Consider the following 12,900-nt stretch of genomic DNA (forward strand, 5'->3'; position numbering starts at 1 on the left):
ATATAAAAATGAATCACTTTCTAAATTAAGTGACGCCAAACAAGAACTGCAGCAGAGGTGCCAGATGGCCAGACGTGCGTTGATTACCGGTGGTAACAGAGGCATTGGGTATGCCATCGCGAAAGGATTGAAGAAAGAAGGCCTTGAGGTCATCATCGGCTCGCGCAACGCAGAAGCAGGTGCTGAAGCGGCCAAAGAGATCGGCTGTGGGCATGTGCAGCTGGATGTGGCCGACCTGCGCTCTATTGAACAAGCCTATGACGATATTGGGGTTATCGACGTTCTGGTGAACAACGCTGGTGTGCTTTACGAAGAGCCTATGCTTGAAAATCCGCGCCAGTTTGAACAGAGCATGCAGGTGATGGTGCATGGTCCCTATCACATGATACGACGCGCAGCGCCCTCCATGATCGACCGGCAATACGGACGGATTGTAAATATGAGCTCTGAATGGGGCTCATTCGCAGAAGGACTAGGCGGACCCGGCGCTTACGGCGTTGCCAAAGCCGCGCTGAACGCGTTGACACTAGCGCTTTCCCGCGAACTGCCGTCTTGCGTCAAGATCAACTCCATGTGTCCCGGCTGGGTGCAAACCCGCATGGGCGGCAGCGCAGCGACACGCACACCTGAACAAGGCGCTGAAACAGCTATTTGGTTGGCGACGCTGCCGGAAGCCGGACCAAACGGTGGCTTCTTCAGCGATCACCATCCAATGGACTGGTAATGCCTTCTACTCGGCTGGGATCAGCTTCACGGCCTCGGCTTCTCCATGCTTGGAGAGAAGCTGCTCAAAGTAGTGGATCGTCTTGCCCAGCCCCTCCCGCAGTTCTGTGGTTGGCCGCCACCCCAGATAATCTCTGGCGCGGGTGATATCAGGTTTGCGCTGGAGCGGATCATCCTGAGGAAGTGGCTCTCTGATGATCCGGGACTTGGACCCGGTTAGCTCCAGCACAAGCTCAGCAAGCTGCTTGATGGTGAACTCCTTGGGATTACCAATATTGATCGGCATGGAGATATGATCCGGCGCGTTCATCAGCTTGATCATGCCATCTACCAGATCATCGCGATAGCAGAAGGACCGGGTTTGCATGCCATCGCCGTAAAGCGTGATCGGCTTGTTCATCAGCGCTTGCATGATGAAGTTGGACACCACGCGCCCATCATTGGGGTGCATGCGCGGTCCGTAAGTATTGAAGATGCGCATCACCCGGATGTTGATGTTGTTTTGCCGGTAATAATCGTAAAATAGCGTCTCGGCGCAACGTTTTCCCTCGTCATAACAAGAGCGTACGCCGATGGGGTTCACATTCCCCCAGTACTCTTCTGGCTGCGGATGAACCTGCGGGTCACCGTAAATTTCTGAGGTCGAGGCCTGCAGGATCTTGGCTTTCACCCGCTTAGCAAGCCCCAGCATGTTGATCGCACCAAGCACACTGGTCTTGGTGGTCTGCACAGGGTCAAATTGGTAATGCACGGGAGAGGCCGGGCAGGCGAGGTTATAGATCTCGTCAACCTCCACAAACAGCGGCTGACACACATCGTGGCGCAGAAGCTCAAACCGCTTGTGGTCCAGCAGGTGCTCCACATTCATGCGGGTGCCAGTGAAGAAGTTGTCCAGACACAGCACTTCATGCCCTGCTTCCAAAAGCTTCTCACTGAGATAGGAGCCGAGAAAACCGGATCCACCTGTCACAAGAATTCTGCGCCGATCATCAAGTGAGAACATGAGGCCAATCCGCAATATTGTCAGAGTTGGGAAAAGCCTATCAGCCTGCCTTGCGAGGTAAATATTGAAAAACCTCCACCGATAATTGGGAGTGTTTTCAAAGAGATGCTGCTCTGCACGCTTTTGTTGAGCAAATTTCAAATAAATGTGCTGGTTGAAGACTTGCTCACAGCGGCATGGCTGTTAGCATTGTACGTAGATTTCCTCACGCCTCGCGTGACTTCTCTGTTCCCCAATCTTGAGAGGTTCACGCCAACACTATGTTGCAGGGCTCTAATGAATTCCTCCTTTTCGGCTAGCGCCACCAGCGCTGGCATCCTCTCCGCATTCGTTGGTTTTGCCAGTTCTTTTGCTATTGTTTTGCACGGTCTGAGCGGTGTTGGCGCCACTGCTGAGCAAGCGACGTCAGGATTGATGGCGCTCGCAATCGCCATGGGCCTGTGTGGTATCGTCTTCAGCCTTTGGAAGCGTATTCCGATCTCTGTGGCATGGTCCACGCCAAGTGCAGCTCTGCTGGCGACCTCAGGGTTGCCTGAGGGCGGTTTTGCGGCGGCTGTGGGGGCGTTCGTATTTGCTGGCGTGCTTGTGGTCATCACAGGTCTCTGGAAGCCTCTGGGGCGCATTGTAGGGCTTATCCCGGTCACGCTTGCACAGGCGATGCTGGCAGGCGTTATCCTGCCGCTGTGTCTGGTTCCGTTCGAGGCCATCGCCGAGATCCCTGCTCTTGCCCTGCCCGTTGTGATTGCATGGTTTATCGCCGGCCAGATCAACAAGCTTCTCGCGGTTCCGGCAGCTTTGCTGGCATTTCTTGTGGTGCTGTACTTCCATGCGGATACTTCGGCTCTTGGATCGCTGGAGGTGGTTCAGGCCCCTGTTTTCGTTATGCCAGAGTTTTCCTGGGCAGCGCTCATCGGCATTGGCATCCCGATTTACATCGTGACCATGGCTTCGCAGAATATTCCCGGCGTCTCCATCCTACGGTCCTTTGGCTATCAGCCGGTTCCTGGCCCGTTGTTCAGTTGGACTGGCGTAGGCTCCGTCCTCAGCGCACCGTTTGGAGGACACGGGATCAGTCTGGCGGCCATTACAGCTGCGATCTGCGCCAATGAAGATGCGCACAAAGATCCGGCCAAGCGCTACTGGTCCGCAGTAGTCGCTGGCGTTGTCTATATTGTGTTTGGCGTGTTTTCAGCCGGTTTCGTTGGAGTTGTCGAACTAGCACCGCGCATTCTGATTGGCGGCGTGGCTGGATTGGCGCTGATTGGTACGTTGACCGTCTCGGTACAAGGCATGCTGAAAGAGGCTGAAGCCAGAGAGCCCGCGATCCTGACGTTCCTGATCACCGCATCAGGCCTGTCCTTCTTCGGCATCGGGGCCGCGTTCTGGGGATTGCTGGTGGGTATGGGCCTGAAGTTCTGGATGGACTGGAAACAGCGCGGCCTGCAAGTGGAACAGGCCACGAAGAAAGCCTGAGGCTACTTGGGTAACTCGTCGAACTTGGCCACGTCTTCCAGCTTCTCATCCCAGTTGGCTTTGCTGCCCATGAAGATGTGCGCTGTTGGTTCCGCTGACACCGGTGTGTCTAAGGATCCTGCCGGAACGACGATAAAGCTGTTCTCGCGGTCATATGTTGGAACCGGAGAGCCGCAGCTCTCGCAGAAACTTCTGCGATGGCGGCTGGACGGTACATTGTAGGACTTAATAGCTTCTTCCCCAGCGCTGCAGGTGAAATCAGCATCGAATGCAAAGAGATTTGAACCATGAGCTGAACCGGTTCCCTTTCGGCAATGGCTGCAATGGCAAAAGAAGAACTTCTTGAAAGTGGCTTGAATCTCAAACTGAACGGTCCCGCACAGGCAGGAGCCTTTATGTATTTCGCGCATAATGATGGCCTTGAGGGGCAGAGAAATGGAATGGAGCTGCACTTTGGCAGCGTGTCTTTTCAATTGCAAAGCATAAAAAAACGGCGGAGCCTTTGCTCCGCCGTCTGTTGTATCATTGATACATAATTGTGTTTTAGGCGTTTGCTTCCGCCGCGCGGCGCTCTGCAATGCGCTTACGCTCCGCAATTGGATCCGGGATCGGTACCGCGTTGATGAGCTCTTTGGTGTAAGGGCTCTGCGGGTTGTGGATCACATCGTGCGCATCGCCGATTTCTGCGATGTCACCGAACTCCAGAACCATGATGCGGTTACTGATGTGCTTCACCACGCTGAGGTCGTGCGCAATAAACAGCAGGGACAGACCCAGTTCTTGCTGCAGATCCATCAGCAGGTTCACCACCTGCGCCTGAACAGACACATCGAGCGCAGACACCGGCTCATCACAGATGATCATCTTCGGGTTGGTGATCAACGCACGGGCGATACCGATACGCTGACACTGACCGCCAGAGAACTCATGCGGATAGCGGTTGATCATGCGGGCAGACAGACCCACCTTCTCCATAAGCTCACGAACGCGTTTTTTAACTTCGTCCTTTGAGGTTTGTGGGAAGTGTGTCTTCAGCGGTTCAGCAATGATCTGGCCGGCTGTCAAACGTGGGTTCAAAGACGCGAGAGGATCCTGGAAGATCATCTGGATTTCCTTACGGATACCCAGCAGTTCCTTCTCGTTCATCTTCATCAGGTCGCGGCCCTGCCAGAACACTTCGCCGCCCTGAGACGGGATCATGCGAATGATCGCACGGGCGAGTGTTGACTTACCACAGCCGGATTCACCCACGATACCGAGGGTTTCACCTTCTGCCAGATCAAAGGAAACACCTTTAACCGCGCGCAGAATGTCTGGCTGATGCCAAGGCAGAGCGTTTTGCTTCTTGATTTTGAATTCCACCCGCATGTCGCGAACGGATAAGATTGGCTCTTTCGTGCTCAAAATTAGCCCTCCGCCATTTGGGATTCAAAGCTGCGGTCCAGCGTCATCAAGCGGTCCTCGTCCTGATCCAGACGAGGAACAGCACTCAGCAGACCCTTGGTGTATGGATGGCTTGGCTTGCCGAAGATATCAACGGTAGAGCCTTGCTCCATCACCTCACCCTTGTACATCACCATGGTGCGCTCACAGGAGCCTGCCACGATGCCAAGGTTATGGGTGATCAGAACAATCGCCATGTGGAACTCTTCCTGAAGTTCCACCAGAAGATCCATGATGCGCGCCTGAACAGTCACGTCGAGTGCCGTTGTCGGCTCATCCGCAATCAGCAGCTTCGGACGGCAGAGCAGAGACATCGCGATCATCACACGCTGGCGCATACCACCGGAGAACTCGTGCGGGTAAAGGTGAATGCGGTTCTTCGCATTCGGGATCTTCACCGCTTCCAGCATACGCACACATTCAGCAATCGCATCTTTTTTCTTCATGCGCTTGCCGTCTGGCGAGTTGTAGATCAGCGTCTCAGCCATCTGGTCTGAAATACGCAGGTAAGGGTTCAGGGAGGTCATCGGATCCTGAAAGATCATGGCGATCTCATTGGAGCGAAGCTTGTTCATCTCCTCATGAGAAAGGCCAATAACTTCCTGTCCCTGATACTTGATTGATCCGGAAACCTGCGCGTTGTGCGGCAGAAGCCCCATAGTCGCGAAGGCGGTCTGGCTTTTACCAGATCCAGATTCACCCACGATCGCAAGAGTTTCGCCCTTGTCGATCGTCAGGTTTACGTTTCTTACGGCTTCTACCAATCCGTCAGGAGTGTCGTAGGTGATCCGTAGGTTTTGGATATCCAGAAGTGCCACGTTTTCACCTCCTACCGGTCTTTAGGGTCAAGCGCATCGCGCAGACCGTCGCCGATAAAGAAAAAGCTGAACAGAGTGATGATGAAGAAGAACATTGGGAATGCCAGCTGCCACAAAGTGCCATACTGCATGGTTCCCGCGCCTTCAGCGATCAATGCACCCCAGCTGGTGTTCGGCTCCTGAACACCCAGACCAAGGAAGGAAATGAAGCTCTCGGTCAGGATCATCTGTGGAACCAGAAGAGTCGCGTACACAACAACAACACCCAGCAGGTTCGGTACGATGTGACGAAGAACGATCGTGATTGGCTTTACGCCTGTCGCGATAGCAGCTTCCACGAACTCCTTGTTCTTCAGCGTCAGGGTCTGACCGCGTGCAATACGGGACATGTCCAGCCAGGAAATCAGGCCGATACCCACGAAGAGCATGAAGATGGAACGTCCGAACACAACCAGCAGAAGGATCAGAACGAACATGTAAGGGATGGACTGCAGAATATCGACGATACGCATCATCACGTTGTCGACCTTGCCGCCAGTGTAGCCAGCGATCGCGCCATAAAGAGTACCAACGACCACTGCGATCAAAGCGCCGATAACGCCAACCATCAGAGAGATCTGGGTACCCTGAACAACACGCGCGAACAGATCACGGCCAAGTTCGTCAGCACCAAAATAGTGGCCGTTTTCAATGCTTGGAGCACCAAGCTCTGCAATCTGACCCAGAACACCCCAGTCGATTTCTTCGTTAGACCACGCGGCGATCAAATGACCGAAGGTGGAAAACGCGAGAACGCCAATGAGAATGATCAGGCTGACAAGAGCAGCTTTGTTTTTGAGGAAGCGGCGGCGCGCATCTGCGAAGAGCGAACGACCTTGCACTTCATCCTGAGCAGCCAGATTCTCTGCCAGCTGCTCCATTTTTTGAACATCTACCATCATGTGCTCAGCCCTCAGTATCTAATCTTCGGGTCGACCCATGCATACAGGATGTCGACAATGAGATTGAAGAGAATGGTGAGACCGCCAACGAGGATGGTGATACCCATCATCACTGCATAGTCTCGGTTGAGTGCGGAGTTCACGTAGAACTGACCAATACCACCAGTGGAGAAGTACATGTCGATGATAACGGAACCTGTGATCATGGAAACGAACGCAGGACCGAGATAGGACATGACTGGCAGCAGAGCAGGCTTGAGGGCGTGCTTGAAGATGATAACCCTGTACGGCAGGCCTTTCGCCATCGCTGTGCGAATGAAGTTTGTGTGCAGCACTTCCAGCATGGAAGAGCGGGTCAAACGGGCGACAGATGCCATATAACTGGTCGAAAGCGCGATCACAGGCAGGATCAAGTGGTTCCACTGGCCGTCGTTCCAGCCACCGCCTGGCAACCAGCCAAGCCACAGGGTGAAGGTGAGAACGAGGATTGGTGCCATAACGAAGTTAGGCAGTACCTGTGCGCCGATAGAAACACCAACTGCAAAGTAGTCAAGCCAGCTGTTCTGTTTGAGCGCTGCTGCGATACCAAGCGCGCCTCCAACAAGGACAGCCACAGCGAATGACAGGAAGCCGTAGGTCAAAGTGACCGGGAAGCCATTTGCAATGATGTCGTTCACGCTCCGGTCCTTGTACTTAAAGGATGGGCCGAAGTCGAATTCCGTAATGATTCCACCAATATAGTTGATGATCTGAACGTATATTGGATTGTTAAGGCCGTACTTGGCCTCAATGTTTGCAAGAACCGCAGGTGGGAGCGGGCGCTCGGATGTGAATGGGCCGCCGGGTGCCGCATGCATGAGCAGGAATGAGATGACTATGAGCAGCAGCAATGTAGGAATTGCAATCGCCACTCTTCGTAGGATGTAGCTGAGCATTGTTATTAGTGTCTCGTATGAAGAACGGGTGTTTCAGCAACAAAAACATGCAAAAACACCGGTGTCAGAAACACCGGTGTTCTTGATTGCTGAATTACTTCGCAACCTTGTAGAGGTTTTTCGCGTACCAGTTCTGCTCAGCGTTTTTGATTGGCCAGTTCTTCAACTGTGCGTTCATCATGTAAACGTTGGTGTAGTGGTAGATCGGAATGATTGGCATTTCAGCTGCCATGATCTCTTCTACACGGGTGTAGTTTGGCTGAGGATCAGCTGCAGACTTCGCGCCTTCCAGCAGTTCGTCAACTTCTGCGTTAACAAACTTACCGTCGTTGTAGCCGGACTCGGAGTCCATCAGATCAAGGAAGGTAGAAGCTTCGTTGTAGTCACCGCACCATGCGCCACGAGCAAGCTCGAAGTTCTGGTTGCCACGCTCATTCAGGAATGTCTTCCATTCCATGTTGTTCATGTTGACTTTAACGCCGAGCTTCTGCTTCCACATCTGGGTCATCGCGATAGCGATTTTCTTATGACCTTCAGAAGTGTTGTACACCAGATCGAACTCAAGTGGGTTGTCTTTGGTAAAGCCAGCAGCTTCCATCAGTTCTTTAGCTTTTGCATCACGCTCAGCCTGAGACCAACCAGCAAAGTCAACTTTTGGTACGTCGAAGCCAGCGGTTACTGCAGGAGTGAAGGTGTAAGCCTGGAACTGACCACCCTGAAGTACAGCGTCGGTGATTACGCGACGGTCAAGAGCGTATGCCAGAGCCTTACGTACACGAACGTCCTTGAACTCTTCCGGACCGGAATCGGACAGGTTGAAGGTGTAGTAGTAAGAGCAGAGACGTGGGAAGACCACTGCCTGATCTGGGTACTCTTTCTGAAGACGTGGGAACTGACCAGCTGGAACTTCAGTACGGTCGGTTTCACCTGCCAAGTAACGGGTCAGAGCGATGTTTTCATCGTTGATTACAAGGGTTTCAACCTTGTCGATGATGGTCGCGTCGTTGTCCCAGTAGTTGGTGTTACGTTCCATGATAGCAGTTTCCTGCGGAACGTGCTTCACGAGCTTGTATGCACCGTTGGAAACGATATTCTCTGGCTTTGTCCACTCAGCACCATGTGCTTCGATCGCCCAGGAAGGGGATGGGAAAGTGCTGGAGTGAGTGGTCATTGCTGCGAAGTAAGGCAAAGGTTTGGTCAGCTTAACTTCGAGAGTGTGATCGTCGATAGCTTTGATGCCCAGCTCTTCAGGCTTCATTTCGCCTTTAACGATTGCATCAGCATTTTCTACAGACATCAGCTCAGCGTACCACTGGTACGGAGAAGCCAGTTCTGGGCTTGCAAGGCGGCGCCATGCGAATACGAAGTCGCCAGCTGTTACAGGCTTACCATCAGACCACTTTGCGTTGTCGCGCAGTTTGAAGGTGTATGTCAGCTTGTCATCAGAAACGGTGTGGCTCAGTGCAACACCTGGTACCAGGTTGCCGAGGTTATCCTGGTTGTACAGACCTTCAAACAGGTTACGTGCAATCTCGGAGCCGGATACGTCTTCGTTGACCTGTGGGTCAAAAGAAGAGTGCTCGTCAAGAATACGGTAAGTGAAAGTCTGGTCGTCAGCGAGCTTCTCGCCTGTTTCTGGATGAACACCCGCAGCAAATGCAGAGGTAGAGAGCAATGCGGTGCCTACTACGCTCGCCAAAAGAGAGCTTTTGCTGAATTTCATCTAGGAATCTCCTCACTACATCGGTCGCCTGTTCCCCAACAGCGCCGACTTGGATACATTTCTCAATAGGATCTGGAGTTCACCTCAATTGAAGGGCAAACCCAAAAAATTGCATATTTTCCTGAGAGCAACGCAAAATAGAAATTATTTCGCCGTTTAGCAGCTCCCCACGAGTGGCTTTATGCTCAGTTCCCCTCGCTGCTGGCAGATACGCATATCCCGGTACGCACTCTAACGTAGTTTTTATCTTATTCAATTGTATTCTTCGCAAGAAATGCCCGCTGCATCATATCCTGGGGGAAATCTAGTTAGAACGATAGGCTAGGAAGCTTGCACATTCCTAGCTTTTCAAAGCTTTTTAGGTAGTTTTGCGACCAATAAAATTTCCAAAGAAAAATATCTGAATCAATCAGAATGACTATTAACCAAAATTGCGAGTAATTAGTTAGGTATTCATAACCCATACTCTTTGTAGGGCAGAGTCTTCGGGTGGGGCATATGGAAGAAATTCAGAGAGTTCACAGGGCAGCGGATCCTGAATTACAACCTCCGCTCATATTAGATCTTGATCACACGCTGATAAGAACAGATTGCTTTTTCGAAGCGCTCATTCTGTTCCTAAAATCAAACCCATTGAATTTATTCATCGTTTTGCAGTGGCTTTTCCGTGGGAGAGCCTATGTTAAGCAACAGCTGGCGATCCGGGTAGATTTAAAAATCGATAATCTCCCCTTGAATGAGGATGTTGTTGCCTACGCGCGGGCGGAAGCGGCAAAAGGGCGTAAGGTTCACATGGCGACGGCAGCTGATGAGCTATTAGCGCTCGCAATTGCTGATCGACTCGGCTTTGTCGAAGAAGTGCATGCAAGCAATGGCAAGATCAATCTGAAGGCGGAAAACAAGGCGGATTATCTTAAGACCCGTTTTCCAGAAGGCTTTGCATACGCAGGTGATAGTCTCTCGGATCTTCCCGTGTTTAAGAAGGCAGTACAGTCGCTGATTGTCCATCCCTCCAGCTCGTTCTCTCAAAAGGCTGAGGAGTGTGGTGCGGTTGAAACGACTTTCGCCCGGCCAGATGGTTTCTGGCAGCCCTTTCTGAAAAGCCTGCGCCTTCACCAATGGGCAAAGAATTCGCTGCTTTTCATTCCTCTCATCTTGGGGGGACAGGCTCTGAACCCAGCAGCCTGGGGAAGTGCTTTCCTTGGCTTTGTCGCGCTCGGCATTTTGGCCAGCTCGACTTACTTGCTTAACGATCTTTGGGACCTCGAAGCTGATCGTCAGCATTGGAGCAAAAAGTCCCGACCTTTGGCGTCTGGCAAGTTGAAGATCGCCCACGCTATATTCGCCATTCCAGTCGGACTGCTCCTGAGCTTCGGTATCGCTGCTGCTTTGGGGCCATTCGTCGTGTTGGGATGCTTCTGTTATCTCGTCTCAACGGTTGCTTACTCGTTCTATTTGAAGCGCGTGCCTCTTCTTGATACAGCAGTCCTCGCAATGCTCTTCACCATGCGGCTTGGCATTGGTGTTACGCTCGTTGATGTTCCACCCTCCCCCTGGCTCTTTGTCTTCTCCATGTACCTGTTCCTCTCGTTGTCACTGGCAAAGAGACACACTGAGCTGGGCCGCCATGTGGAGGCTGGCACCAATGGTGAAATGTCTGGTCGGGGGTATCAGAATAAGGATCTCCCTGTTCTGCTGGCTCTTGGTGCGGCGAGTGGATTGGCGGCGACGCTGGTTATGGTGCTTTATCTGACTAATGAGGCATTCAGCGCCGACTTCTATTCAGCACCTGTCCTTTTATGGGGTATGCCGCCGATCCTGTTCCTCTGGCTGGGGCGTGTCTGGCTTATATGCCAGCGATTGGAACTGAATGACGATCCGGTGGTCTTTGCTTTGAAAGATCGGCAAAGTCTGATGCTTGGAGGTGTTCTCGGTTTGATGTTTATAAGCGCTTGGTTTGGAGGCTACTTGCTCTGATGGTTGCTGCACGCCTTGCGGCGCTCAAATCCTCCTATGACACGAACCCAGAGTTTCGCCAGATCGTCCGCTTTCTGTTTGCAGGCGGTTTTGCTGCCTTCGTGAACTGGCTATTGCGGATTGGCCTTTCCGTCTTTCTACCGTTCTGGCTGGCAGTCCTGCTGGCTTACTTCATCGGCATGAGCGTTGGTTACACACTCTATAAGCACTTTGTGTTTGTCAGGGCAGAGAAGCCTGAGAGCGTCAGACGGCAGGCTCTCATCTTTCTAGGAGTGAACCTGTTCTCTGCTGTAATCGTGCTTGGATTATCAGTTGGCTTGAATGAAGTGCTGCGAACAGCACTCCCTCTCTTTATTGCTCAAGCGCTTGCCCATGGTTTTGCGATCGCTGTTGGCGCTGTCACCAACTACCTTGGTCACAAGGTGATCACCTTCCGTTAGGCGTTGGCGACAAAAGCCAGTGCTTGCATGGCCACGTTCAGGAACAGTGCCTGCACCACCAGAAGTGCAAAGATACCAAGATTGTCGCGTTGAACGGTTCTCACCACAAACAGCATCATAAGTGGTAGCCAATCCAACACGTAGCGCTGGACGGAATACTGCGAGAAGCCGTTGGAGTGATAGAACAGTGTCACACCAGCGATAAGTGCAATTGTGAGTGCTGCAAAGAGATACTCCCGATCCCATTTGGCCAGAAAGAAATAAAGCAGGAATGGCGCACCGATAAAGAGTGCGATGCCTTTGTCTCCAAAACCACTCATCTCGGTCAGGTATTTACCCGAGAACTCTATGTCAGGCCCTTGTACGAAAAAGTGCATCAGGTTGAAGAGCAGATAATCTCTATGGAATAGGCCAAGCTCCTGGACCCTGTCCTCGATCCATTCCGCAGCAGGATCTCCAAGCGCATCCCACTCCGGCGGGAAAATATAGGCATAGCCCGTCTGCATTGGATCGCCGAAGCGCGCGTAGTTGTAAGCGAAGTAAATGCCGATAGCGATGGCCGGGAAAATAGCCAGTTTGAGCAATCGCTTGATGCTCTCTGAGTTAACCGCAAAGATGGATCTGTCAGGTGGGGTCATCAGGACAAAGAAGAACGGCATGTAAAGGATACTCATCTGCCGCGTCAGGAATGCAAGGCCAATGAACAAGCCAACCAACCACGCGTTCCGCTTCACCAGCGCAGACCAGATGGCAAGTGACGTCAACATGGCCGCGACCGCTTGAGCGAAGAACCAGACCCCGTCAGACCGAAGCACCACATACTGCAGCGGTGTCGCAAACAGGAAGGCAGCAACTAGCAGAAGAGCAAGACGATAGTCCGCCTGATATTGCCGAGTGATCTGCCACCAAACCAACCCGGTTATGACGAAACACAGAATGCCTAGTGCAATGAAATGATGAAAGCTGACACCAAAGATAGCTACAAACGGCAGTGCGATTAGCGCAGGAACAGGCGGAAAAATAACGAAGATCTTTTCTTCAAAGAGTGCGCAATCCAGATCAAAACAACGTGCAGCATCAAACCGGCCCTGCAAGAATGCCTCCGCTAACAAAGCATAGGAGTTGCTTTCTGGTTGTTCGCCTAGCAACCGAAACGCAATAGCTGCCAGAAGTGTAAAGACCAGCCCACCCAGCACTGCAGTGAGAAGTGCGCCTCGAAATCGCTCAATCAAAATCATGATGCCCCCAAAATATGGGAGAGTAATAGCATCAAGAATCCTAGTGTCTTCTTAAGGTTTTGCAGAACGTGCCAATGCCCCTAACCGAAAATTCAGCTGGAACACGTCAAAGCGGTTCATTGGTTTCAACTCATCTCATTTCTTGATTTCATATTTGTTGCCTGATAGGTGAGAGATATTGCTCCC

General features: G+C 52.1%; 12 protein-coding genes. 4 read left to right on the forward strand and 8 right to left on the reverse strand.

Annotated features, from left to right (window positions below; genetic code table 11):
- The first annotated feature begins 64 nt into the window (after positions 1–64).
- Positions 65–724, forward strand: coding sequence for an SDR family NAD(P)-dependent oxidoreductase (locus PSE_RS09645; RefSeq protein WP_014284667.1), 660 nt, complete (start codon positions 65–67; stop codon positions 722–724).
- Positions 725–730: 6 nt separating this feature from the next.
- On the opposite strand, the gene PSE_RS09650 is transcribed toward PSE_RS09645, so the two are convergent.
- Entirely contained in the window at positions 731–1,726 is a 996-nt protein-coding gene (locus PSE_RS09650; RefSeq protein WP_041768246.1) for a UDP-glucuronic acid decarboxylase family protein, read from the reverse strand.
- Positions 1,727–2,002: 276 nt separating this feature from the next.
- Here PSE_RS09650 and PSE_RS09655 point away from each other — a divergent pair, with 276 nt between their 5' ends.
- Positions 2,003–3,199 (forward strand): benzoate/H(+) symporter BenE family transporter, encoded by a 1,197-nt coding sequence (locus PSE_RS09655; RefSeq protein WP_014284669.1) that lies wholly within the window; start codon positions 2,003–2,005, stop codon positions 3,197–3,199.
- A 2-nt stretch (positions 3,200–3,201) separates the two neighbouring features.
- On the opposite strand, the gene PSE_RS09660 is transcribed toward PSE_RS09655, so the two are convergent.
- From PSE_RS09660 to PSE_RS09685, 6 genes are all read right to left on the reverse strand, one after another.
- Positions 3,202–3,609: a GFA family protein gene (locus tag PSE_RS09660; RefSeq protein WP_041768943.1), complete on the reverse strand. Its 408-nt coding sequence runs from the start codon at positions 3,607–3,609 to the stop codon at positions 3,202–3,204.
- Positions 3,610–3,742: 133 nt separating this feature from the next.
- Positions 3,743–4,603, reverse strand: coding sequence for an ATP-binding cassette domain-containing protein (locus PSE_RS09665; RefSeq protein WP_008549003.1), 861 nt, complete (start codon positions 4,601–4,603; stop codon positions 3,743–3,745).
- Between the two features lie 2 nt (positions 4,604–4,605).
- Positions 4,606–5,460, reverse strand: a complete 855-nt coding sequence (locus tag PSE_RS09670) for an ATP-binding cassette domain-containing protein (RefSeq protein WP_008549061.1) — start codon at positions 5,458–5,460, stop codon at positions 4,606–4,608.
- Positions 5,461–5,471: 11 nt separating this feature from the next.
- On the reverse strand, positions 5,472–6,401 hold the full coding sequence (locus tag PSE_RS09675; RefSeq protein ID WP_193384391.1) for an ABC transporter permease subunit: 930 nt from the start codon (positions 6,399–6,401) through the stop codon (positions 5,472–5,474).
- 11 nt (positions 6,402–6,412) lie between these two features.
- The gene (oppB, locus tag PSE_RS09680; RefSeq protein WP_037036634.1) at positions 6,413–7,336 is read right to left on the reverse strand and encodes an oligopeptide ABC transporter permease OppB; all 924 of its coding nucleotides are present in this window, start codon (positions 7,334–7,336) and stop codon (positions 6,413–6,415) included.
- A gap of 94 nt (positions 7,337–7,430) precedes the next feature.
- Entirely contained in the window at positions 7,431–9,059 is a 1,629-nt protein-coding gene (locus tag PSE_RS09685; RefSeq protein ID WP_014284672.1) for a peptide ABC transporter substrate-binding protein, read from the reverse strand.
- 498 nt (positions 9,060–9,557) lie between these two features.
- Between PSE_RS09685 and PSE_RS09690 the strand changes: the two genes are divergently transcribed.
- Together PSE_RS09690 and PSE_RS09695 are read left to right on the forward strand one after the other, a co-directional pair.
- Positions 9,558–11,036 (forward strand): UbiA family prenyltransferase, encoded by a 1,479-nt coding sequence (locus PSE_RS09690; RefSeq protein ID WP_041768248.1) that lies wholly within the window; start codon positions 9,558–9,560, stop codon positions 11,034–11,036.
- A complete protein-coding gene (locus tag PSE_RS09695) occupies positions 11,036–11,476 on the forward strand; it encodes a GtrA family protein (protein ID WP_008549032.1) in 441 nt (146 codons plus the stop codon). Before PSE_RS09690 ends, PSE_RS09695 begins: the two co-directional genes overlap by 1 nt.
- On the opposite strand, the gene PSE_RS09700 is transcribed toward PSE_RS09695, so the two are convergent.
- A complete protein-coding gene (locus tag PSE_RS09700) occupies positions 11,473–12,714 on the reverse strand; it encodes a glycosyltransferase family 39 protein (RefSeq protein WP_014284674.1) in 1,242 nt (413 codons plus the stop codon). The two genes, PSE_RS09695 and PSE_RS09700, sit on opposite strands and share 4 nt — an antisense overlap.
- Positions 12,715–12,900 lie beyond the last annotated feature (186 nt).

It is taken from the genome of Pseudovibrio sp. FO-BEG1, assembly GCF_000236645.1.
Lineage (GTDB): Bacteria > Pseudomonadota > Alphaproteobacteria > Rhizobiales > Stappiaceae > Pseudovibrio.

What these genes read in the sequence shown, in the direction of transcription:
- PSE_RS09645 (WP_014284667.1), top strand. Translation starts at nt 65, where the DNA reads ATGGCCAGACGTGCGTTGATTACCGGTGGTAACAGAGGCATTGGGTAT.
- PSE_RS09650 (WP_041768246.1), bottom strand. Translation starts at nt 1,726, where the DNA reads ATGTTCTCACTTGATGATCGGCGCAGAATTCTTGTGACAGGTGGATCC.
- PSE_RS09655 (WP_014284669.1), top strand. Translation starts at nt 2,003, where the DNA reads ATGAATTCCTCCTTTTCGGCTAGCGCCACCAGCGCTGGCATCCTCTCC.
- PSE_RS09660 (WP_041768943.1), bottom strand. Translation starts at nt 3,609, where the DNA reads ATGCGCGAAATACATAAAGGCTCCTGCCTGTGCGGGACCGTTCAGTTT.
- PSE_RS09675 (WP_193384391.1), bottom strand. Translation starts at nt 6,401, where the DNA reads ATGATGGTAGATGTTCAAAAAATGGAGCAGCTGGCAGAGAATCTGGCT.
- oppB (WP_037036634.1), bottom strand. Translation starts at nt 7,336, where the DNA reads ATGCTCAGCTACATCCTACGAAGAGTGGCGATTGCAATTCCTACATTG.
- PSE_RS09685 (WP_014284672.1), bottom strand. Translation starts at nt 9,059, where the DNA reads ATGAAATTCAGCAAAAGCTCTCTTTTGGCGAGCGTAGTAGGCACCGCA.
- PSE_RS09690 (WP_041768248.1), top strand. Translation starts at nt 9,558, where the DNA reads ATGGAAGAAATTCAGAGAGTTCACAGGGCAGCGGATCCTGAATTACAA.
- PSE_RS09695 (WP_008549032.1), top strand. Translation starts at nt 11,036, where the DNA reads ATGGTTGCTGCACGCCTTGCGGCGCTCAAATCCTCCTATGACACGAAC.
- PSE_RS09700 (WP_014284674.1), bottom strand. Translation starts at nt 12,714, where the DNA reads ATGATTTTGATTGAGCGATTTCGAGGCGCACTTCTCACTGCAGTGCTG.